The 21251-nt window shown below is 66.0% G+C and carries 16 protein-coding genes, 6 tRNA genes and 2 pseudogenes; 10 read left to right on the top strand and 14 right to left on the bottom strand.

The window, feature by feature from the left end; genetic code table 11:
- Nucleotides 1-6: 6 nt before the first annotated feature.
- Nucleotides 7-963, bottom strand: coding sequence for an SOS response-associated peptidase family protein (locus TEP_RS07700; protein WP_165933903.1), 957 nt, complete (start codon nt 961-963; stop codon nt 7-9).
- A 78-nt stretch (nt 964-1041) separates the two neighbouring features.
- Between TEP_RS07700 and TEP_RS07705 the strand changes: the two genes are divergently transcribed.
- Nucleotides 1042-1458 carry a GNAT family N-acetyltransferase gene (locus tag TEP_RS07705; protein WP_132824841.1) on the top strand — a complete coding sequence of 139 codons (417 nt, stop codon included), beginning with the start codon at nt 1042-1044 and terminating at the stop codon, nt 1456-1458.
- A gap of 63 nt (nt 1459-1521) precedes the next feature.
- Here TEP_RS07705 and TEP_RS07710 read toward each other — a convergent pair.
- From TEP_RS07710 to TEP_RS07740, 7 genes and pseudogenes are all read right to left on the bottom strand, one after another.
- A tRNA-Glu gene (locus TEP_RS07710) sits at nt 1522-1597 on the bottom strand.
- A gap of 49 nt (nt 1598-1646) precedes the next feature.
- Nucleotides 1647-1722 (bottom strand) — tRNA-Ala (locus TEP_RS07715).
- A gap of 43 nt (nt 1723-1765) precedes the next feature.
- Nucleotides 1766-1841: transfer RNA gene (locus TEP_RS07720), tRNA-Glu, on the bottom strand.
- Nucleotides 1842-1890: 49 nt separating this feature from the next.
- A tRNA-Ala gene (locus TEP_RS07725) sits at nt 1891-1966 on the bottom strand.
- A gap of 182 nt (nt 1967-2148) precedes the next feature.
- Nucleotides 2149-2224, bottom strand: a tRNA-Glu gene (locus TEP_RS07730).
- Between the two features lie 53 nt (nt 2225-2277).
- A tRNA-Ala gene (locus TEP_RS07735) sits at nt 2278-2353 on the bottom strand.
- A 161-nt stretch (nt 2354-2514) separates the two neighbouring features.
- Nucleotides 2515-2885: pseudogene (locus TEP_RS07740) on the bottom strand (heavy metal-responsive transcriptional regulator); the annotation flags it as partial.
- A 183-nt stretch (nt 2886-3068) separates the two neighbouring features.
- On the opposite strand from TEP_RS07740, the gene TEP_RS07745 reads away from it, so the two are divergent.
- The 8 genes from TEP_RS07745 to TEP_RS07780 all read left to right on the top strand — a co-directional run bounded on the left by TEP_RS07745 (nt 3069) and on the right by TEP_RS07780 (nt 13070).
- On the top strand, nt 3069-4136 hold the full coding sequence (locus TEP_RS07745; RefSeq protein ID WP_132824842.1) for a helix-turn-helix domain-containing protein: 1068 nt from the start codon (nt 3069-3071) through the stop codon (nt 4134-4136).
- A gap of 85 nt (nt 4137-4221) precedes the next feature.
- Entirely contained in the window at nt 4222-5025 is an 804-nt protein-coding gene (locus tag TEP_RS07750) for a TlpA disulfide reductase family protein (protein WP_132826480.1), read from the top strand.
- 30 nt (nt 5026-5055) lie between these two features.
- Complete coding sequence (dsbG, locus tag TEP_RS07755; RefSeq protein WP_132824843.1) at nt 5056-5898, top strand: thiol:disulfide interchange protein DsbG; 843 nt, start codon at nt 5056-5058, stop codon at nt 5896-5898.
- Nucleotides 5899-6417: 519 nt separating this feature from the next.
- A complete protein-coding gene (locus tag TEP_RS07760) occupies nt 6418-7857 on the top strand; it encodes a DcaP family trimeric outer membrane transporter (RefSeq protein WP_132824844.1) in 1440 nt (479 codons plus the stop codon).
- A gap of 77 nt (nt 7858-7934) precedes the next feature.
- Nucleotides 7935-9287: an arginine/agmatine antiporter gene (gene adiC / locus TEP_RS07765; protein ID WP_132824845.1), complete on the top strand. Its 1353-nt coding sequence runs from the start codon at nt 7935-7937 to the stop codon at nt 9285-9287.
- A gap of 20 nt (nt 9288-9307) precedes the next feature.
- On the top strand, nt 9308-11596 hold the full coding sequence (locus TEP_RS07770; protein WP_132824846.1) for an Orn/Lys/Arg decarboxylase N-terminal domain-containing protein: 2289 nt from the start codon (nt 9308-9310) through the stop codon (nt 11594-11596).
- A 28-nt stretch (nt 11597-11624) separates the two neighbouring features.
- Entirely contained in the window at nt 11625-12527 is a 903-nt protein-coding gene (locus TEP_RS07775) for a cation diffusion facilitator family transporter (protein WP_025879233.1), read from the top strand.
- A 108-nt stretch (nt 12528-12635) separates the two neighbouring features.
- A complete protein-coding gene (locus TEP_RS07780; RefSeq protein WP_132824847.1) occupies nt 12636-13070 on the top strand; it encodes a Rid family hydrolase in 435 nt (144 codons plus the stop codon).
- Between the two features lie 86 nt (nt 13071-13156).
- Here TEP_RS07780 and TEP_RS07785 read toward each other — a convergent pair whose 3' ends face one another.
- The 3 genes from TEP_RS07785 to TEP_RS07795 are packed head-to-tail and all read right to left on the bottom strand — an operon-like array spanning nt 13157 to nt 14849.
- Nucleotides 13157-13381 carry a hypothetical protein gene (locus TEP_RS07785; protein ID WP_093819170.1) on the bottom strand — a complete coding sequence of 75 codons (225 nt, stop codon included), beginning with the start codon at nt 13379-13381 and terminating at the stop codon, nt 13157-13159.
- Entirely contained in the window at nt 13366-14079 is a 714-nt protein-coding gene (locus TEP_RS07790) for a glutamine amidotransferase (RefSeq protein ID WP_132824848.1), read from the bottom strand. Before TEP_RS07790 ends, TEP_RS07785 begins: the two co-directional genes overlap by 16 nt.
- Nucleotides 14076-14849 (bottom strand): YggS family pyridoxal phosphate-dependent enzyme, encoded by a 774-nt coding sequence (locus tag TEP_RS07795; RefSeq protein WP_132824849.1) that lies wholly within the window; start codon nt 14847-14849, stop codon nt 14076-14078. The genes TEP_RS07790 and TEP_RS07795 overlap by 4 nt, the downstream gene beginning before the upstream one ends.
- A gap of 75 nt (nt 14850-14924) precedes the next feature.
- Between TEP_RS07795 and ptsJ the strand changes: the two genes are divergently transcribed.
- Nucleotides 14925-16208 carry a transcriptional regulator PtsJ gene (gene ptsJ, locus TEP_RS07800; RefSeq protein ID WP_132824850.1) on the top strand — a complete coding sequence of 428 codons (1284 nt, stop codon included), beginning with the start codon at nt 14925-14927 and terminating at the stop codon, nt 16206-16208.
- 149 nt (nt 16209-16357) lie between these two features.
- Here ptsJ and TEP_RS07805 read toward each other — a convergent pair whose 3' ends face one another.
- From TEP_RS07805 to TEP_RS07815, 3 genes and pseudogenes are all read right to left on the bottom strand, one after another.
- Nucleotides 16358-19468: an error-prone DNA polymerase gene (locus tag TEP_RS07805; protein WP_132824851.1), complete on the bottom strand. Its 3111-nt coding sequence runs from the start codon at nt 19466-19468 to the stop codon at nt 16358-16360.
- 5 nt (nt 19469-19473) lie between these two features.
- A complete protein-coding gene (locus TEP_RS07810) occupies nt 19474-20883 on the bottom strand; it encodes a DNA polymerase Y family protein (protein ID WP_132824852.1) in 1410 nt (469 codons plus the stop codon).
- A gap of 9 nt (nt 20884-20892) precedes the next feature.
- Nucleotides 20893-21251 (bottom strand): annotated as a pseudogene (locus TEP_RS07815) (DNA lesion error-prone repair protein ImuA); the annotation flags it as partial.

Raw genomic sequence — 21251 nt, forward strand, 5'->3', positions numbered from 1 at the left:
GACCGCTCAGGCGGCTTCTTCGTAGACATAACGGATCTCCTCGCGGTCGTCGAGGATGGCGTACTGCGCCGCCAGGTTGTCCGGGTCCGGGTTGAGCCAGGCGTCCAGATGCTCGGCGCGGATCGGCAGTACACCCCGGTCATGGCCGGCAGCGGCAACGTCGATTGACGGTCCATCGGTGATGGTGGCGAACGACAGCAGGCGTCCTCCCGGGCCCTCCCACTCCGCCCACAGGCAGGCCAGCAACAGGTCGCGTGGTGGATCAGGGCGGAACTCCAGCACCACGTCCTGTTCCTTCTCGTCGTTGTGCAGGGTGCGGCCGGCAATGGCGTGGCGCGGGACGTGTTCGTAGAAGGCCTGTACCACCACCACGCCGTGGCGCAGTCCGAAGGCCCCTCGCCAATAGCCTTCCAGGCTGTCCCGCCGCGCATTGTAGGTGCCGGGGTAGAGGACATCGTTGCGCGCGGGCTTGTCCGGGAGCCGGCATTGATAGCGCATCGGCTTGATCACGCGCCGGCCATGCTCGCTGACCATCACCGGTGCATAGGTGCCGGGAAAAATACGGTTGTCGCGTGGCAGCAGCTGTTCCCGGTGCAGGTCCTCCAGTCGCGCCTGCGCCCGTTCGATGCGGTTGCCGGCAACGCGCAGGTCATTGCGTGCTTTCTGCGTGGGCCGGGTGGCCAGGGCCGCATTGGCGATGTCGCGACGCTCAAGCTGCCGTTCCAGCTCGGCCTGCAGCTGCTGCCGCTCCTGTGCATGCCATTGCTGGATCTTCGCCACGATGTCGCGGCCCAGTTCGGTGCGCGCACCGGCAAATCCGTCGTCCATCGCTTTCGGCGTCTTCGGCCGTTTCTTGCCGGGATCATGCGCATAGAGTTCGGCGAACTCCTCCAGGGAGAGGACGGCACCGAACTCGCGCACCAGCTTGGCGTAGTCGGCGCGGATCAGGGCGGAATAGCACATGGGACTCTGCCGGAAAATGGGTCGCAGCGGCTGCGACGCGGATGCGGCAGGATAGCTCGACCTTCCAGGAGACGTTGCATGAATGATCCAGAGACGATCCAGTTCCGCGAGGCGGTGCCGACGGTTGAGGACTACTGCCAGCTGCGTGCGCTGGCCGGGCTCAGCGCAAAGACCCATGAGGCGGCAACGCGGGCATTGCCCAATACCGTTTTCGGTGTCTGTGCCTACCAGGGTAGCGAGCTGGTAGCGATGGGCCGGATCATAGGCGATGGTGGTTGCCACCTGCAGGTCTGCGATATCGCCGTGCTGCCGCGCCTGCAGGGGCAGGGTCTGGGCAAGGCGGTGATGCAGCGTCTGAGCGACTGGATGCAGGACAACCTGCCGCCGTCGGCGTATGTGAGTCTGTTGGCCGATGGCGAGGCACATCGGCTGTATGCGCAGTTTGGCTTTGCGCCGACCGCGCCAGCCTCGATCGGCATGTATCGCCGGTTCTGAAACGCGGTCACCAGGGAATCGCAGGCAAAGAAAAACCCCGGCCAAAGCCGGGGTTTCAAAGATTGGCGTCCCCACGGGGATTCGAACCCCGGTCGCCACCGTGAAAGGGTGATGTCCTAGGCCTCTAGACGATGGGGACGCACGAAAAACTTCAAGTTGTAGAACTTTCGACGGCCTAATGCCGAAAGTGGTGGAGCCAAGCGGGATCGAACCGCTGACCTCCTGCATGCCATGCAGGCGCTCTCCCAGCTGAGCTATGGCCCCATGAAACCAGGATTCCTGCTGGGAGCAGGGTCCTCTTTGAAACTGGCGTCCCCACGGGGATTCGAACCCCGGTCGCCACCGTGAAAGGGTGATGTCCTAGGCCTCTAGACGATGGGGACGCACGAAAAACTTCAAGTTGTAGAACTCTCGACGGCCTAATGTCGAAAGTGGTGGAGCCAAGCGGGATCGAACCGCTGACCTCCTGCATGCCATGCAGGCGCTCTCCCAGCTGAGCTATGGCCCCGTGTTACCGAGCCGCCTATCATACCGGCCTGTTCACATTTGTGGAAGCCTTTTTTGGAGCTTTTTCATCGAATCGTTCATCGCCACTAGGGCAGGAGCGTTCCGACGCCACAACCTGAATGCCGGTGGGCGGTGAACAAAAAAGACCCGGTTATCGGCCGGGTCCTCGTTGTTCATGATGAGTGGCGTCCCCACGGGGATTCGAACCCCGGTCGCCACCGTGAAAGGGTGATGTCCTAGGCCTCTAGACGATGGGGACGCAGATCTCATCAATGTTCTTTGCGACCTTTCGACGGCCTAATGCCGAAAGTATGGTGGAGCCAAGCGGGATCGAACCGCTGACCTCCTGCATGCCATGCAGGCGCTCTCCCAGCTGAGCTATGGCCCCACGTCGCTGAGGAGCGAAATAATAGCTGTGCCCCCCGGGGTTGGCAAGCGCTTTGTTGCACTTTTCTACTCATGGCGCGCGATGGCGTGGATGCGGTTTTCGCGTGCCGGGCAGCACATGTGTCGACGCAGACGCCAGGCGCTCAGCGACCTTCCCCAGCCAGCGGCCAGGATCGGGCACTGGTCGAGCGCGCCATGTCCGGGGCAGGCATCGACCAGTTGCGAGAGGCCGCCATGCATGCGCTGCAGTTCGGCCATCCGCAGTTCGATGTCCTGCAGTCGTATCCGCGCGGTGTCACGCACGCTGCCCATGTCCTGCGGAGGATGATCGCTGAGGGAAAGCAGTTCACCGATCCCGTCAAGGCTGAAGCCCAGCGCCTTTGCCCGGCGGACGAAGCACAGGCGTCGCAGATCCTGCTCACCGAAGATGCGGTAGCCACCCGGTGAGTGTGCCGCCGTGGGCAGAAGCTGCCGTAGTAGCGGACGGTGTCGATGGGGACGCCGGTCTGGCGTGCCAACCGACCAATGTTCACGGCGGACTCCTCTGGACCTGCCGTGCATAGTCCTGCCTGGACTCTGGTCAAGAGTCAAGGCTCTGCCTGCGTCGCCCATTCAGCGCACTTTGCAACTTTCTTCATAGCCCCCGGGGCAAAGCAGTTCCTACCCTCAACCTGAACCGGCCGCTCGACGGCCTGAACCGGAAGAGGAGGTGGGGAGTGGAGGGAATCAGCAACGAAGGATTCGTCGAGGTTGCGGTGGTTGAATACCCCGGAGGCGACCCGTCGGCTGCATCGGTGCTTGCCGAAATGGCGCACGTCGCCAATCGTCTGGCGCAGCAGCAGCGACGGCCCTGCAAGCGGGTGCTGGTCACCCGCTGGATTGTGCCTGCGAGCAATACCGGCGTGCACCGCATTGCCGGTGCCGAAATGCTGGACGCGGCAATTCCCGCAGTGATCGCCTTGCCGGGCCAGGTCAGTTCCAGTGCGTCGCTGCGCGCCGAGGATGTCCTGCTTGACTGGCTGCGGGCCCACTACGACGGCGGCAGCCTGCTGGCCGCCGCAGGTGACGGGGTCAGTGTGCTGGCGCGGGCGGGTCTGTTGACGGGGCGCACGGTGTCAGGCCCTGACCTCAATCGGCATCCGGCGCTGCAGGTGCAGGTCGGCGGCTGGGCACCCAGTGAGCGTGCACTCGTTGATGATGGCGATCTGCTCACCGTGGGCGGGGCCCAGGCCTGGCGCTTCCTCGGTCTGCGCCTGCTGTACCGGCTGCACGGCCAGGGCGTGGCCAGCGCGGTGGCACAGCAGTTGGGGATAGTGGTGCCAGTGGCGATCCAGCAGGATCTCGAGCGATTCAGTGCCAACTTCGCCCATGGTGACCGTGACGTGCTGAAGGCGCAGCGTTGGCTGCATACCACGGCTGCACGTGGGGCGACGCTGGGGGCGATCTGTGAGATCTCCGGCCTGGAACCGCGGACCTTGCAACGCCGTTTCCTGAAGGCGACCGGGCTGCGGCCCATCGAGTACTGCCAGCGACTGCGCGTGGCCAAGGCGCAGACGCTGCTGCAGCAGGGCGCCAGCATCGACGAAGTCGCCTGGGGTGTGGGCTACGCTGATCAGAGCGCATTCCGCCGGCTTTTCCTGCGCATCGTCGGCATGACGCCCGCCAACTATCGTCGCCACGTCAGCAATAAACGCCGTGATCGTCCGCTGACGCCTGCCGTGGCCGGCAGTCTGCGGGGGCTGCGCGCCCCACCGGACACGCAGCTTGGGCGCAACGCCGCTTGATGAACGCTGTTGTGGGCGTCGTGCTTGCATGTCGGGCACGACGCTTTGACCATGCGGGTCTGTGCACGCGGGAGCGGGTGAGCTGATGTCGAGTGTTGGGCCGGTGCCGATGCCGGTGGTGTTGATCCTGGTCTTCCTGTTGCTGGCGATGGCCATTGCGCGGGTCTGGTCGCGTGCTGAGCCTGGCCAGGCTCGGCCACCTGCAGCCGGGATGGTGCTGGACATGCTGCTGGTTGGCCTGCTGTGTGGCCGGCTGTCCTTTGTTGCCGCGCATTTCAGCCTTTATCGTGAAGCTCCCTGGAGCGTGCTGCAGATTGCCGATGGTGGGTATCACCTGCCCGTTGTGATTGGCGCTGGATTTGCCTGGGCGCTGTGGCGACTGCGCAGGCATCGCGCGTTGAGGGCGCCGGTGCTGGCAGGTGCGCTGGCCGGGCTGCTGCTGTGGGGCGGAGCAAGCCAGGGGCTCGCGTACTGGCAGGCAAAGCAGATGCCCCTGCCGACACTGCAGGTGGTCGACCTGCAGGGCAGGGCGATTGACCTGCAGCAGTTTCACGGCAGGCCGCTCGTGCTGAACCTGTGGGCCAGCTGGTGCGGCCCGTGTCGCCGGGAGATGCCGGTACTGGCGACGGCCCAGCAGAAACATGCCGATATCCAGTTCGTCTTCCTCAACCAGGGCGAGACCCTTGCCGAGGTCCAGACCTTTCTAGCCGCTGAACACATCTCGCTGGGCAACGTCCTGCTGGATGAGTCATCGGCTGCCTCTACCTCGCTGGACGTCCGGGCTTTCCCCTCCACGCTTTTCTTCGACGCGCAGGGGCGGTTGCAGGAACTGCATCTGGGCGAACTGACCCAGGCCGGTCTTGAACACAAACTGCGCCGGCTGCGGTAGCCTGCGCTGGCATCCCACTACGGAGTTTCCATGTTGTCGATTTCCCCGCGCATCGCGCATACGCTGATGCTGCCGGCCATGCTGGCGCTGGCTGCCTGCAGTCAGGCACAGACCCCGCCGGGCAAGGGTGCCACTGCACCGGCAACGGCTTCGGCAACGGCAGCCGCCGGGAAGGGTGAGTTGCCAGCTGTCCTGAAGGGCATCGAGAAGCATGGCTTTGAGGTGGTCTCCGAATTCGACGCGCCGGGCGGCCTGCGCGGCTTTGCCGGCATGGTTGGCGGCCAGCAGCCGGCAGCAGCTTACGTGACCGCCGATGGCAAGCATGTGCTGGTGGGTAGCCTGTTCGACGCCGAGGGCAACGAAGTTGCAGCCGAGACGCTGGAGAAGCTGGTTGCCGCGCCGATGTCGGCCAAGATGTGGAGCAAGCTGGAGGCCAGTGCCTGGGTGCGCGATGGCAAGGCCGACGCGCCGCGCGTGGTGTACACCTTCAGCGATGCCAATTGCCCCTACTGCCACAAGTTCTGGGAGGCGGCACGGCCCTGGGTCGACGCAGGAAAGGTGCAGTTGCGCCACATCATGGTCGGCGTGATCCGTGAAGACAGTCCGGCCAAGGCGGCGGCGATCATGGCCGCACGCGATCCCAGTGCGGCACTGCTGGAGAACGAGCATCAGTTCGATCGTGGTGGCATCAAGCCGCTCCCCAGCATCAGCCGGGAGATCGCAGCGAAACTGGATGCCAACCAGGTGCTGATGGTGGAGATGGGCTTCCAGGGCACGCCCGGCATCCTGTTCCAGGATGCGCAGGGCCAGGTGCAGCGACGTGCCGGCCTACCGCAGGGCAACGATCTGCAGGCGGTACTCGGCCCACGCTGAGGCGCCCGGCTGCTGAACCGAGTGACAGGCCCACATGGCGACATGTGGGCCTGTTGCTTTCTGCGACAGTCCAGGCGATGTGGGCTGCGCACGTCACGAACAGATGTCACGTCTGAATCGTGACTGACATCAAGCATTTCGCCTTGATCCCAATCAAGGCCAAAAACGACAGTCGAACTAGCCTTGGCGCATGGAATACAGCGTCACTGCGCTATGGATGCCGCACACGTCATGCCCTCGAGTGGGCATGCGCGCATTGCCATTCACGACGTTCTCACCCAGCGCTTGTTACCCAGTCCGCTGCGGTCGCCACCCCTTCGGCAGCGCTGCCGCAGTGGAAGCGACTCCGGCGCTGTCCAGGCAGGTGGGGCAATGTCATCGCCCTGTTGCCTTCATTGCGCAGGCTGGAGACGGTCGTCGACGCAGTACCCGCATTTCCAGCAACGGCTCGTTGAGGTCGGGGCGGCGCACGCGTGCTGCTCGGCCGCGCGGCGGAAGTTCCAGTCCGGGGAGGATGCAATGCGCTTTACGGTACTGAGTATGGGGTGTCTGGCGGCGATGGCAGCCATGCCGTTGCACGCACAGGACGATGCGCAGGCATTGCGTCGGGAGATCGACGCGATGCGGCAGACGCTGCAGGTCATGCAGCAGCGTCTGGACCAGTTGGAACAACGTGGGGAGAACGCGGCCCCGTCGCCCGCTGCAGCGTTGCCGGCGACGCCTGCCGGGCCGGAGGCAACTGCGATGGCGCCGAACAACGACGTGCTGCACCCGATCCAGGTCCCCGGCGTGGCGCCAACCGTGCTGCCGCAGCGTGAATCGGTGGCCGATCCGTCGACGGCGGCCTCGCGCCCGGACAGCGCCGCCGGCCCGACCGATCCGGACCTGAAAGGGTTCTTCGCCATTCCCGGCACCGATACCGTGATCCGCATCGGTGGCTATGCCAAGCTCGATGCGATTGCGGATTCGCGCGGCGCCGGGGACGACGATCAGTTCATTCCCTCGTCGATGCCGGTGGGGGGCAACCATCGCGACGTCTCGAACTTCAACATCCACGCCAAGCAGACGCGTTTCAGCTTCGAGGCGCGGCGGCCGACCACCCATGGCAACCTGCGCTTCTATCTGGAGAATGACTTCTTCGGCAGCAGCGATGGCTATCAGTTCCGCCTGCGCCATGCCTATGGCCAGCTTGGCAACACCTATGCGGGCTACGGCTATTCCAGCTTCATGGACCCGGACAGCCTGCCCGACACGCTGGATTTTGCCGGACCCGGCGGCGCCGGTTACCTGCTGGTGGCCGGCATCCATCACAGCTTTGCACTGGGCAAGGGCAACACCCTGACGCTGGCCGCCGAAGACCCGGACACCGAGCTGGCCGGCGCCAGCGATGCGATGGCGGCGGTCAATCGACTGCCGGATGTGAGTGCTATCGCGCGCATGGAGCGTGACTGGGGCCACCTGCAACTGGGCGTCGTGGCGCGCAATCTGGCCTACGACGGCGATGCCCGCCGTGACCGCGTTTTTGCCGGTGGCGCGCAGCTCAGTGGCTCGGCCTCGGTGGGGGAACGCGATCTGTTGCTGTTCGGCGCGCTGGGTGGCCGCGGCCTGAGCCGCTATACCGCCGATCTCACCGGTTCCGGCCTTGACGCCGTGGTAGGTGCCGATGGGCGCATCGATGCGCTGGACCTGCACGGTGGCTTCGTCGGCTACACGCATTACTGGTCTGATCTGTGGCGCTCGAACCTGATCTACGGCCAGCTGACACTCGAGCGCAATGCGGCGCTGCCGAGTGATGCATTCCGGCAAAGCCGCTACGGCGTGTTCAACCTGATCTGGAGCCCGGCACCGTCGTGGACGATGGGCATGGAACTGCTGTACGGCCGCCTGCAGCAGCAGAGCGGAGCGCGCGGCGACACGGTCCGGGTGCAGGGCAGCCTGCAATACAACTTCATCAAGTAAGCGCCAGCGGCAGTACGCCAGCATCACCATTCCCCACGCCCGGGTTCCCGGGCCCATGCCAGGTACAGGAGATTGTCATGGCAGAAGCAAAGAAAATCGGGGTGGTCGGAGCCACCTTCCTCGTCGCCGGCAACATGATGGGCTCAGGGGTGTTCCTGCTGCCCTCCAGCCTGGCCAAGATCGGTACCGCCTCGATATGGGGGTGGCTGATCACCACGGCCGGTGCGCTGCTGCTGGCCTTCGTGTTCGCCAAGCTCGGCAAGCTGGCGCCCAAAGCAGGTGGCCCGTATGCGTATGCACGCGATTGGTTCGGTCCCTACATGGGCTTCCAGACCAACACCATCTACTGGTTCGCCAACTGGATCGGCAACGTGGCCATCCCGATCGCAGCGGTGGGCTACTTCAGCTACTTCTTCCCGATCCTGTCCGAGCCGCTGGTGCGCTGCATCGCGGTGCTGATCCTGGTGTGGGCGCTGAGCTTTGCCAACGTGATCGGCCCGGCGTTCGTCAGCCGCGTGCAGACGGTCACCACCAGCTTCGCGCTGGTGCCGATCCTGGGCATCGCCATCTTCGGCTGGTTCTTCTTCGATGCCGACATCTTCAAGGGCGCCTACAACGTCTCCGGCGAGTCGAACTTCGGTGCCATCTCCAGCGCTGCGGCACTGACCCTGTGGGCCTTCATCGGCGTCGAGTCGGCCTCGGTCACGGCCGGCGTGGTCGAAAATCCGGAGAAGAACGTGGCCCGCGCCACCTTGGCCGGTGTGTTCCTGGCCGCCATCGCCTACATCGCCAGCTCGTCGGTGATCATGGGCATGGTGCCCAACGGCGAGCTGCAGGTGTCTGACGCGCCGTTCGCACTGGCAGCGGCCAAGGCCGTCGGTGGCTGGGGCGGTGCGCTGGTCAGCTTGTGCGCCTTCATCGGCGCCGCAGGTTCGCTGGGCGGCTGGATCCTGCTGACCGCGCAGAGCGCCAAGGCGGCCTCCGACGATGGCCTGTTCCCGAGCATCTTCAGCAAGACCAACAAGGATGACGTGCCGGTCAAGGGCGTGCTGATCGTGGCCGTGCTGATGACCCTGGCGGTGCTGGTGACCTCCACCTCGAAGACCGCCTCGGCCCAGTTCGACGTGATCACGTCGGCGGCGGTCGTGCTTACGCTGCTGCCGTACATCTATTCGTGCGTGGCCTGCTACTTCGTGGTGGAGCGGTCGCACACGCTGGTGCACACCGGTGCGTTCTGGACCCTGACCAGCCTGACGGTCGTGTACTGCCTGTGGGCGATCTACGGCTCGTCGGGAACGATCGTGCAGTACGCCTTCCTGTTCGTGCTGTTCATCACCGTGTTCTATCCCTTCTTCAGCGAGGAGCGTCGCCAACAGCGGCAGCGTTCCCGCGAGGCGGCGGCAATTTCGTCCGGCGCCCAGCGTTCCTGAGTCAGACAAGGAGAATCAACGTGTATTTCAAGTCCCTGGATTATCCGGTCATCGTCATCGACGGTGACTACGACTCGCCGCGCATCGGCGGCATCCTCATCCGTGCGCTGGTGGAAGAGCTGCGCAGCAATGATCAGCGCGTGCTGTGCGGCCTGAACCTGGACGATGCCCGTGCCGGCGCCCGTACCTATGTGGCCGCTTCGGCGGTGCTGATCTCGATCGACGGCAGCGAGGAGGTCGATGGTGAGTTCCAGCGCCTGACCGCCTTCCTGCGCGAGCAGAGCGCCCGTCGCGCCAACCTGCCGGTGTTCCTGTACGGCGAGCGCCGCACCATCGAAAAGGTGCCGAGCAAGCTGCTCAAGTACATCCACGGCTTCATCTTCCTGTTCGAAGACACCAAGAGCTTCATTTCGCGGCAGGTGATGCGCGCGGCCGAAGACTACATGCAGAACCTGCTGCCGCCGTTCTTCAAGGCGCTGATCCACCACGCTGCCGAGTCGAACTATTCCTGGCATACGCCGGGCCATGCCGGTGGCGTGGCGTTCACCAAGTCACCGGTCGGGCGCGCCTTCCACCAGTTCTATGGTGAGAACACGCTGCGCAGCGATCTGTCGATTTCGGTGCCGGAGCTGGGCTCGCTGCTGGATCACACCGGCCCGATCAAGGAGGCCGAGGAAGAGGCCGCGCGCAACTTCGGCGCCGACCATACCTTCTTCGTCACCAACGGTACGTCGACGGCCAACAAGATCGTGTGGCACGGCACTGTGGCCCGCGGCGACGTGGTGTTCGTCGACCGCAACTGCCACAAGTCGCTGCTGCATTCGCTGATCATGACCGGCGCGGTGCCGGTGTACTTCACGCCCAGCCGCAATGCGCACGGCATCATCGGCCCGATCAGTCTGGACCAGTTCACCCCGGAAGCCCTGCAGCAGAGCATCGCGGCCAACCCGCTGGCCAGCCAGGCCTACCAGGCCGGTTCCAAGCCGCGTATCGCGGTGGTGACCAACTCGACCTACGACGGCCTGTGCTACAACGCCGAGAAAATCGCCGAGGAGATCGGCAGCGCGGTCGACTTCCTCCATTTCGATGAGGCCTGGTACGCCTATGCCGCGTTCCATCCGTTCTACGAGAACCACTACGGCATGGCCAAGGGCAAGCCGCGCGAGCAGGATGCGATCATCTTCACCACCCATTCCACGCACAAGCTGTTGGCCGCGTTCTCGCAGGCCTCGATGATCCACGTGCGCAATTCGGCCAGCCGCGACCTGGACGCCGAACGCTTCAACGAATCGTTCATGATGCATACCTCGACCAGCCCGCATTACGGTGTGATCGCGGCGTGTGATGTTGCCTCGAAGATGATGGAAGGGGATGCGGGGCGTTCGCTGGTGCAGGAAATGCATGACGAGGCCATCGCCTTCCGCCGGGCGATGCTGCATGTACGCGACGATCTGGGCCGCGATGACTGGTGGTTCAGCGTGTGGCAACCGACAAAGGTCGAGCGCAGTCTGGACAAGGGCGATACACCTGCGCCCCTGGTCGCCAAGCGCGAGGAGTGGTACCTGCAGCCCGACGCCCATTGGCACGGGTTCGAGAATCTGGTCGATGACTATGTGCTGATCGATCCGATCAAGGTGACCCTGTTGACGCCGGGGCTGTCGATGGACGGCAGCATGGGCAAGCTGGGCATCCCGGCTGCGGTGCTGAGCAAGTTCCTGTGGGGCCGCGGCATCACCGTGGAGAAGACCAACCTGTACTCGGTGCTGTTCCTGTTCTCGATGGGCATCACCAAGGGCAAGTGGAGCACGCTGGTTACCGAGCTGATGGCGTTCAAGGAACTGTACGACCGCAACGCGCCGCTGACCCAGGCGCTGCCGTCGCTGGCCGCCGACTATCCCCATGCCTATGCCGGCTGGGGCCTGCGTGACCTGTGCGACGCATTGCATGCGTTCAATCAGGAGTTCGCCGTGGCCAAGGTGATGCGTGAGATGTACGTGGACCTGCCGACGCCGGTGATGACCCCGGCCGATGCCTACAACCATCTGGTGAAGGGCGAGATCGAGCGGGTCGACATCGAGCAGATCAGCGGCCGCATCGCTGCGACGATGCTGGTGCCTTATCCGCCGGGCATCCCGACGATCATGCCGGGCGAGCGCTTCGGCGACCGCGACGAACCGATCATCCAGTCGCTGCGCATCGCCCGCGAGCAGAACGCGCGCTTCCCGGGCTTCGAGTCGGATGTCCATGGCCTTATCATCGAGCGCGATGGCGACGTGCCGTCCTACAAGGTGGAGGTGCTGAAGGCCTGAGCCGGTACGGTCGGCCCTTCGGCGGACGATGGATACCGCGCGCGAGCAACGCATCCTGAAGTTCTCGATCGGGGTCACCGTGGCGGTCAGCGCGGTCGGCTTCATCGGTGGCCTGCTGGTGGGATCGCAGGCCATCCTGTTCGACGGCATCTACAGCCTGGTCGACGTAGCCCTGACCCTGGTGTCGTTGTCGGTGCTGCGGCTGGTGGCGCGGGAGCACAGCCCGCGCTTCCAGTACGGCTATTGGCACCTGGAGCCGATGGTCGAGGCGCTGGGCGGGGTGATCCTGTCGCTGGCCTGCGTGTATGCACTGGCCAACGCGGTGATCGGCTTGACCACCGGCGGGCACGAAGTGAAGTTCGGGCCGGCGCTGTGGTGGGCGGCGCTGCTGAGTGCCAGCAACCTGGGCATGGCCGCGTTCGTGGCCCAGCGTGCCCGCAGGCTGCAGTCGGCATTGCTGTGGCTGGATGTGCGTGGCTGGTTGCTGGGGGGCTTGATGAGCCTGGCGGTGGTGCTGGCCTTCGTATTGGCGCTGGTGCTGCATGGTGGCCAGTGGCACCACTGGGTGCCCTATCTGGATTCGATCGTACTGGCGTTGATCAGCCTGGCGGTGTTGCCGGTGCCGGCGCGCAGTGCGTGGAAGGCCATGCGTGAAGTGCTGCAGGTGGCGCCCGATGACCTGGACGAGCGCGTGCAGCAGGTGATGCAGGCATTCGTGGCCGAGCATGGCTATGCCGGCTTCACCAGCCATGTGGCGAAGATGGGGCGGATGCGCTTCATCGAGATCCACATCCTGACGTCGCCGTCTACGCCGCTGGGCACGGTGGGTGAGGTGGATGCGATGCGCGATGAGATTGCAGTGCGGTTGGACGCGCGAAGCAGCACGTTCTGGCTGACGATCGATTTCACCGCGGATCCGGCGTGGACCTGATCCTGCCGATCGTTGCGTGCGTTGGACCGCTCTGTTGCATGCAATTGGTTTGACCTCAACAGCAGTTGAGGTTGCAGACTGCATCGCATTCCCCACGAGGCATGCATTATGAACCTGCTGACCACCCCGGACTTCAGCCATGGCCTGCTGGATCTGTTCGATCCGCCCGGCCTGTACGATCCCAGTCCCAACGGATATTCGCACGTGGCAGTGGTGCGACTGCCAGCGCGTGTGATCCATGTTGCCGGGCAGGGGGGCGAAGACGAGCAGGGAAACCTGTCGCCCAGCTTCGAACAACAGGTATCGCAGGCACTGCACAATCTGCAGACCGCGCTGCGGTCGGCAGATGCGGACCTGACCGATGTTGCACGCCTGCGGATCCTGGTGGTCGACCACGATGAGGATCGCCTGGGCATCATCGCCCGACAGGTGCGCAGGCGTTGGGCCAATCGCCCAGCACCGACCTGCACGCTGATTCCGGTGCCGCGGCTGGCGTTGGACGGAATGCTGTTCGAGATCGAGGCCGAGGCCTACAGCGCTTAGCGCGGGTAGTGCTCCCCTGGCACTCCCCGTTACTGTCGCGCCTCCGCCAGCGCACTGCGGCGATGTAAGCTGCATCCCCAGCAGGGTCAGAAATCGCGGTACTGGATCTGCGCAGCCAGCACGCGCAGGCCATCGGCGGTGCTGGAGAGGATGCGCTCCTCACCGATGCCCTTCTGCCGTTGCAGGGTGAAGCCTTCGGCGGCGGGCAGGCGTGCGGCGATGGCGTCGATGCGTTGCAGCGCGTTGGGTCCATCACAGTCGAAATGGCCCCAATGGATGCCGTTGTGCTGGATGGTCAGGCGGTAGTGCATGGGCAGGTCTCCGGCAGGTCGTGCAGCCACTGTTGGAACATCGCGGTCGCCGCGGCGGCGAGAGGCCCGCCGTAGCGGCGGGCCTGCGCGCGCAGGTCGATGGGATCAATGCCGGCCGCGGCCAGTTCCAGCGCGTGGCCGATCAGCCAGCGCTCGAACTGGCGCGCATCCAGTTCGGGATGGCATTGCAGGGCGAGTGCATGGTGGCCGATGGCAAAGGCCTGGTGGCGACAGGCCGGCGTACTGGCGAGGCGGCGTGCGCCCTGCGGCAGTTCGAAGGCTTCACCATGCCAGTGCAGCACCGGGATGCCCTGCAATGCCTGCAAAGGCGAGCGCTGGCCTTCATCGGTGAGCAGCAGCGGTGCGAAACCAATTTCCTTGCCGCCGGTGGGGGCAACGACAGCATGCAGTGCGCGCGCAATCAACTGGGCGCCCAGGCAGATGCCCAGCGTCGGCCGCTGTTGCTGCAGGCGACGCTGCAGCAACGCGATGCTGTCGGCGAGAGACGGGTAGGCCGCTCCATCGTTGACGCTGATCGGGCCACCCAGTACCACCAGCAGATCGGCATCTTCGGCAGGATCGAGTGCATCCACGCCGGCTTGCAGTGTATGTACCTGCCATCCCTGCGCGAGCAGCAGCGGATGCAGGGTGCCAAGATCTTCAAAGGCCACGTGCTGCAGGGCAACGGCGCGCTTCATGCCGGTGCTCCGGGGGTGGGCCAGTAGAAGCTGTCGGGCGTGGAGCGTGCACCGAAGATTGCCTGGCCAACGCGGACGACGGTGGCACCTTCCTCGATGGCGACTTCAAAATCACCGGACATGCCCATCGACAGCTGCGACAGGTCCAGGCCTGCCGGCGCCGTCTGCTGCAGCTGGTCGCGCAGCTCGCGCAGGCGCACGAAGCAGGCGCGTACGCGGTCCACCTCGGGGGTGAAGATGGCCAGGGTCATCAGGCCACGCACGCGCAGGCGGTCGAAGGCGGGCAGCTGCTGCACGAAGTCGGCCACCGCTGCCGGTTCCAGGCCGTATTTGCTGGGCTCGGCCGAGGTGTTGACCTGTACGAACACATCCAGCGTACGGTCCTCCAGCAGCAGCCGCTGCTGCAGCGCCTCGGCCACGCGCAGGCTGTCCAGCGCCTGGAACTCGCTGGCGAAGCGTGCGACGTACCGGGCCTTGTTGGTCTGCAGGTGGCCAATGACCGACCAGTGCACGCCAAGGTCAGCCATGGCCTCGGCCTTGCGCTGCGCCTCCTGCACCTTGTTTTCCCCCAGCTGGTGGCAACCGGCGGCTACGGCCATGCGGATGCGTGCTTCATCGACGGTCTTGCTGACCGGTAGCAGGCGCACGCTGGCCGGATCACGACCGGCGCGGGCACAGGCGCTGGCGATGCGCTGGTGCACGGTGGCGAGATTGGCGGCGATCTGTTCGGCGGACTGGGCGACGGGCCAGTCGGCGGCGGCGAGGGACATGGGGCACCTCCGGTGCGGAGTGGCCAGGGTGGGATACACTGGCACAGGACAAGAGATAGTTTGGCATAGGACAAAATGAAAATCACCGGGAACAGCGCCGAAGCGATCTTCGACAGCATCCGCGAGGGCATCGGAAGCGGCCATCTGGCGGCCGGCAGCGTGCTGCCGCCGGTGCGGGATCTGGCCGATCGACTGGGGGTCAACCGCAATACCGTTGCCGCTGCCTACAAGCGGCTGGACGCGGCGGGCCTGGCCAGTACGGCGGGACGTCGCGGCACTGTGGTGCGCGGCCTGCCGGCGACGATGGCACGCGAGGGCAGTGCACCGGGGCTGGCCCTGCACGATCTGGCCGGTGGCAATCCGGATCCGCGCTGCCTGCCCAGCCTGCGGGTGGCTGCGACGACCCCGCGCCTGTATGGCGTGGAGACGGTTGATCCACGCATGCAGCGCCTGGCACGGGCCTCGCTGGATGCCGATTGCCCGCCGGGCTATGCGCTGGAGCTGAGCCACGGCGCGGTCGATGGCATCGAGCGCCTGCTGTCGGCGTGGCTGCTGCCGGGGGACCGCATCGCGGTGGAGGATCCCTGTTTCCTGGGCAGCCTCAATGTCCTCGGTGCGGCCGGACACGTGCCGTTGCCGGTGGCGGTGGATGCGCACGGCATGCAGGTGGAGTCACTGCGGCAGGCGTTGGATGCGGGTGCACGCGCGGTGCTGCTGACCCCGCGCGCGCACAATCCCACTGGTGCCAGCCTGGATGCGAAGCGTGCGTGTGCGCTGCGCCAGTTGCTGGCCGGCTATCCGCAGGTGGCGGTGCTGATCGACGATCACTACGCGCTGCTCTCGCAGCAGAGCTATCACTCGGTGCTGCCGATGGACGGTCGGCGTTGGGCGCTGCTGCGTTCGTTGTCCAAGGCATTGGGCCCGGACCTGCGCGTGGCCTGGTTGGCCTGCGATGAGCAGACCGCGGTGCGCCTGCGCCTGCGCCTGGCGGCGGGCACCGGCTGGGTCAGCCATCTGCTGCAGGATGCAGCCAGTTCGGTATTGGAGTCGGCGCAGCAACGGGCGAAGGTGGCTGCCGCCGGTGAGCGCTACCAGCAGCGGCTGCTGGGTCTGCAGGCCCTGCTGCAGGCGCGCGGGCTACCGACACCGATGCCGATGGAAGGCTTGAATCTGTGGCTGCCACTGCCGGCTGACAGCACGCCGCAGGTGCTGGCGCTGGCGGCGCGTGGCTGGCATGTGCGTGGGGGTGAAGTTTTTGCGGTGTCTGCACCGGCGCATGGGTTGCGCATCACCTGTGCGGCACTCGGCCCGCCGCAGCAACGTCGGTTGGCCGATGACCTGGCGGCGGTGATGCGCTGACCGTGCGCGCTCAGGGCGCGGCGCTGGCGCCGGGGCGCACGTAGCAGGACCGGCCGCTGTCGTCGAGGAACACCAGCTCCGGCTTGCCCTGCCAGGAACTCAGCATGGCGGAATCCGGTCGGCCGTGACCAGTTCAGCGTGTGACGGTGTCAATGGAAGTCGCGGCTGTGGCTGCGCAGTCCCTGCAGCAGTTCGTCCAGGCGGTGCATGCGCTGCACGATCACATGCTGCACGCCATCGACGCGTTCCAGCCGGCCGTCGATCTGCATCAGCTGCGTGTCTACCAGGATGTGGTGCTGGCGGTCGGCCAGATGTCGCCAGACCACGGCGTTGACCATGCCGGTTTCATCTTCCAGGGTAAGGAAGGTGACACCACTGGCGGTCTGCGGGCGCTGGCGCATGCGTACCAGACCGGCGATGCGTACGCGCCGGCCATGACCATGGTTGGCCAGCTGCGCGGCATCCAGGCAGCCACGGGTTCGCAGCTGCGCACGCAGGAACGACATCGGATGGCGGCCGAGGGTGGTGCCGGTGCTGCGGTAATCGGCCTGCATGTCTTCCCAGGCGCTGGGCAGGGGCAGGGCCACGCGCGCTTCGGCGGTGGCGCGGGCCTGGTCGAACAACGGCAGGCGGTTCTCCACGCCGGAGATATCCCAGCGTGCGCGGTGGCGATGGCCGCTGAGGCCGCGCAGCGCGCCGGCATCGGCAAGCAGGCCCTGCTGGCGGCGATCCAGTGCGGTGCGCTGGCAGAGGTCGCCGACATCGTCGAAGGGGCGCCGTGCGCGTTCGCGCATGATGGCCTGCGCGGCCGGTTCGCTGCAGCCATCGACCAGGCGCAGGCCGAGCCGGATTGCCGCCGCGCCCTTGCTGAAATCCAGCGTGCAGTCCCAGTCGCTGTGGCGCACGTCCACCGGCAGTACCGTGATGCCATGCCGGCGCGCATCCTGCAGCAGCTGGTCGGGGCTGTAGAAGCCCAGTGGCTGGCTGTTGATCAGGCTGGCGGTGAATGCAGCCGGGTGGTGGCACTTCAGCCAGCAGCTGTTGTAGGTGAGCAGGGCAAAGCTGGCCGCATGGCTCTCCGGGAAACCGTAATCACCGAAGCCCTTGATCTGCTCGAACAGGTGCTCGCCATATTCGCGGCTGAAGCCGTTCTTCAACATGCCCGTCAGCAGCTTTTCGCGGTGGGGTTCCAGGCCGCCACGACGCTTCCAGGCGGCCATCGAACGGCGCAGGGCGTCGGCTTGCCCTGCGGTGTAGCCAGCTGCATCCACCGCCAGCTGCATCACCTGTTCCTGGAACAGCGGTACGCCCAGCGTGCGTGCGAACACGCGTTCCAGCTGTGGGGGGTAGAGCGGATTATCCGGATCATTCAACGCATCCGGGCCTTGTTCGCGCAGGATCCGCCGACGTTCCAGGTAGGGATGGACCATGTCGCCCTGGATCGGCCCGGGGCGCACGATCGCTACTTCGATCACCAGGTCATAGAACGTGCGCGGCTGCATGCGTGGCAGCATCGCCATCTGCGCGCGCGACTCGATCTGGAACACGCCGATGGTATCGGCGGCGCAGATCATGTCGAAGGTCTTTGTGTCCTTGGGCGGGATCGCATCCATGCGTCCTTCGTGCAGGCCGTGCTGCTGCAGCATCGCCAGGCATTTGCGGATGGCGGTGAGCATGCCCAGTGCCAGGCAGTCGACCTTCATCAGGCCGGTGGCATCCAGGTCGTCCTTGTCCCACTGGATGACGGTGCGGTCGGCCATCGCCGCGTTCTCCACCGGCACCAGCGTCGACAGCGGATGCTCGGAAATCACGAAGCCGCCCGGATGCTGCGACAGATGGCGCGGAAAATCGATCAGCTCGGCGGTCAATGCCAGCAACCGGCGCATCAACGGTGTTTCCGGATCGAAGCCGCGCTCACGCAGGGTTTCCGGCAACGGGATGTTGCCGCCCCAATGGTCCATCGCCGCGCCCAGCTCGTTGACCTGGTCCATCGGCAGGCCCAGCGCACGGGCGACATCGCGGATCGCGCTGCGGCCACGGTAGCTGATCGCTACCGCCGTCAACGCGGCACGCTCGCGGCCATAGCGGTTGAATACGTACTGCAGTACTTCCTCGCGGCGCTCGTGCTCGAAGTCGATGTCGATGTCCGGTGGTTCATCACGCTCGGCGGAGATGAAGCGCTCGAACAGCAGGTTGCTGCGCGCCGGGTCGATCTCGGTCACGCCCAGCACGAAACACACAGTCGAATTGGCGGCTGAGCCACGGCCCTGGCAAAGAATGTTCTGCTCGCGGGCGAAGCGCACGATGTCCTGTACGGTGAGGAAATACGAGGCGTAGTTCTTCTTTGCGATCAGGTCCAGCTCGTGTTCGATCTGCTTGCGCTGGGCGTCCTTGATGCCCTCTGGCCAGCGCCAGGGAATATTTTTCTCGACCAGGGCGCGCAGCCAACTGTCCGGGTCGTGGCCTTCGGGCACCAGTTCGCGCGGGTAGGTGTATTTCAGCTGGTCCAGGGAGAAGTGGCAGCGTTCGGCGATGCGCAGGGTTTCTGCCAGCAGATCGGGCGGATACAGCTGGGCCAGTGCAGTGCGCGGGCGCAGATGGCGCTCGCCGTTGGCAAACAGGCGCCAGCCAGCCTCGGCCACGCTGCAGCGGTGGCGGATCGCGGTCAGCGTGTCCTGCAAGGCCCGACGCCGGCGCACGTGCATGTGCACGTCGCCACTGGCGACCAGCGGCAACCGGTGGCGCTCGCCGAAGGCCTGCAGCTGCTGCAGCCGGCGCGTGTCGTCGTGTTCGCGGTGCAGCTCCACGGCCAGCCACAGGCGCTGCGGAAAACAACGGCGCAGCAGTTCCAGTTCGGTGGCCGCCGGTTGCCGGTCCAGCCACAGGCACAGCAGGCCCTCGGGCAGTCCCTGCAGATCCTCGCGCAGGCAGCGGTATCCGCCCTTGGCTGCCCGCCGGCGACAGGTGGTGATCAGCTGGCACAGCCCGGCATAAGCGGCCTGGTTGGTGCACAGCAGGGCCAGCTTGGGCCCGTCTTCAACCTGGAATTCGGCACCGACGATCAGCGCCACGCCGTGCGTCTTCGCGGCCTGCCATGCGCGCACGATGCCGGCCAACGAGCATTCGTCGGTGATGGCCAACGCGCGGTAACCCTGGCCGGCAGCGCGTGCGAACAGTTCCTCGGCGGTGGACGCGCCACGCTGGAAGCTGAAGGCCGACAGGCAGTGCAGTTCGGCGTATCCGGGCAGATCGGTGTGCATGGGGCTCAACCGAACCAGCCGTGCAGCATCCACGGTGCATGCGGATCATTGCGCGTGCGGAAGGCCCAGCCACGCTGGCCCTGCGCGGTTTCCACCACGTAATAGTCGCGGCGTGCATCGGCCTGGTCCCACCAGCCCGATTCGATCCGTTCCGGCCCGGCGACGATACGCAGGCGCGGATCGCGCAGCGGCTGTGGCGTCTCCAGCAGCCAGCCGGGGCGCAGCGGCCAGTAAGCCGGCGGTTTGGCCGGTGGCTGGGTGCCGCTGGCGCGTTCGGGGCGGTGGTCGGCCTGCACGGCCAGTGGCTGCACGGCGTCATCGCCGAGGCGGGCACGCAGGCGCTCGCGAAGCTGGGTCCATGGCATCGCCTGCGCCGGGCGGGTATCGAACAGGTCACGTGCGGCCGGCACGAACGGCGGCAGCTGCTCGGCCTGCAGGCGCAGCGCACGGCTGCCGGCGGGCAGGGCGAAGGCTTCCATGCGGTTGCGTGCGATCTCGAACAGCAGCGCCGCATCACGTTCGGGGGCCAGCAGGCCGATGGTCAGCACGCTGGCCGGCAGCAGGTCGTGCTCGAAATGCAGATCGAAACGCTGCACGCCACCATCGCGCGAACACAGGAATGCGGCCAGATCCAGCAGCAGGCGTCGCAGCGGGAACAGCAGGGCCTGGCTGGATTCGATCTCGTATTCGAATTCGATGCGCGCATCGAACCGGTCCGGCGGCTGGTAATAGCGCAGCGGCGCGTTGCCCAAACCGCGCACGGCATCCAGCTGCTGCAGTACCTCCGGGGCGAAGCGGCGGGCCAGGCTTTCGCGCGGCAGGTCGAAGGCCGCCCCCAGCGTGCGCAGGCCGGAGCGTGCCAGCACGGTCACCGCATCAACGGGCAGGCCACTACGCGCCAGTGGCAGCTGTGCCAGTGCGGCGGGCAGCTGCTGCGCATCGATGCCAAGGCCATCGTGCACATTGGCCAGCACGCGCGCGGCATGCGGGTTGGGGGCAGCGACCAGGCGATGGCGGAAGCCCAGGTCGTGCAGGCCGTTGCGCAGGCGTTGTTCGATCGTCAGCCAATCGCCGAACAGGGCACGGCTGGCACCGATCTCCAGCACCAGCGCATGCGGAAAATCGAGGCTGACCAGCGAGCTGGTGGCATACAGCCAGCTGGCCAGCAACTGCCGGGTGTGCTGTTCGGCGCTGGGATCGTAGTCATGCAGCTGCAGGTCCTGCACCAGCACCTGCGCGGCCGACAGCAGCATGCCCGGGCGCAGCCCCGCTGCCCGCGCGGCAGGGCTGACCGCGCGCAGCACACGACGCTGCGCCGGCCCCTGCAGCAGTACCAGTGGCCGCTGTGGATCGGGCTGCAGGCGCAGCACGCTGTCCAGCGCCAGCTGCGGCAACAACAGGCAGGCCCAGTGCATGGCGCGGCCTCAGTGGGCGATGGCCAGCGGCAACGGCTGCGCTGGTGGCAGCCCGCCGCGGCACTTCAGCACCCGTACCTGGCCATGGTCGAGCTGCAGGCGCAGGCTGGCCGGGGAGGGGTTGCGGGCGGCGCGGGCCTCGCGGAACACGAAACCCAGGCACTGGCCGCTGTCGGCGGCAACCTGCAGGCGGCGCAGGGCACGATCGTCGGCCTGCTGCGGCCAGCACAGCACGGCGGCGCAGGCGGCAGAGCGCAGGCACTGCTCGGCCGCCCACAGCGCCTGCTTCGGTGCGGCGTGGATGATCTGCAGCTGGGCCAGGTCGAGCCCGGCGGCGGCCCATGCCGGGGCGTGCGGGCGATGGGGTG

Origin of the sequence: Stenotrophomonas sp. TEPEL (genome assembly GCF_004348785.1) — a bacterium.
GTDB classification, from domain to species: domain Bacteria; phylum Pseudomonadota; class Gammaproteobacteria; order Xanthomonadales; family Xanthomonadaceae; genus Stenotrophomonas; species Stenotrophomonas indicatrix.

Coding starts and splice junctions, on each gene's coding strand:
- TEP_RS07760 (WP_132824844.1), top strand. CDS start 6,418: ATGCGCTTTACGGTACTGAGTATGGGGTGTCTGGCGGCGATGGCAGCC.
- ptsJ (WP_132824850.1), top strand. CDS start 14,925: ATGAAAATCACCGGGAACAGCGCCGAAGCGATCTTCGACAGCATCCGC.
- TEP_RS07750 (WP_132826480.1), top strand. CDS start 4,222: ATGTCGAGTGTTGGGCCGGTGCCGATGCCGGTGGTGTTGATCCTGGTC.
- TEP_RS07700 (WP_165933903.1), bottom strand. CDS start 963: ATGTGCTATTCCGCCCTGATCCGCGCCGACTACGCCAAGCTGGTGCGC.
- TEP_RS07795 (WP_132824849.1), bottom strand. CDS start 14,849: ATGTCCCTCGCCGCCGCCGACTGGCCCGTCGCCCAGTCCGCCGAACAG.
- TEP_RS07775 (WP_025879233.1), top strand. CDS start 11,625: ATGGATACCGCGCGCGAGCAACGCATCCTGAAGTTCTCGATCGGGGTC.
- TEP_RS07805 (WP_132824851.1), bottom strand. CDS start 19,468: ATGCACACCGATCTGCCCGGATACGCCGAACTGCACTGCCTGTCGGCC.
- TEP_RS07785 (WP_093819170.1), bottom strand. CDS start 13,381: ATGCACTACCGCCTGACCATCCAGCACAACGGCATCCATTGGGGCCAT.
- TEP_RS07810 (WP_132824852.1), bottom strand. CDS start 20,883: ATGCACTGGGCCTGCCTGTTGTTGCCGCAGCTGGCGCTGGACAGCGTG.
- adiC (WP_132824845.1), top strand. CDS start 7,935: ATGGCAGAAGCAAAGAAAATCGGGGTGGTCGGAGCCACCTTCCTCGTC.
- TEP_RS07705 (WP_132824841.1), top strand. CDS start 1,042: ATGAATGATCCAGAGACGATCCAGTTCCGCGAGGCGGTGCCGACGGTT.
- dsbG (WP_132824843.1), top strand. CDS start 5,056: ATGTTGTCGATTTCCCCGCGCATCGCGCATACGCTGATGCTGCCGGCC.
- TEP_RS07780 (WP_132824847.1), top strand. CDS start 12,636: ATGAACCTGCTGACCACCCCGGACTTCAGCCATGGCCTGCTGGATCTG.
- TEP_RS07790 (WP_132824848.1), bottom strand. CDS start 14,079: ATGAAGCGCGCCGTTGCCCTGCAGCACGTGGCCTTTGAAGATCTTGGC.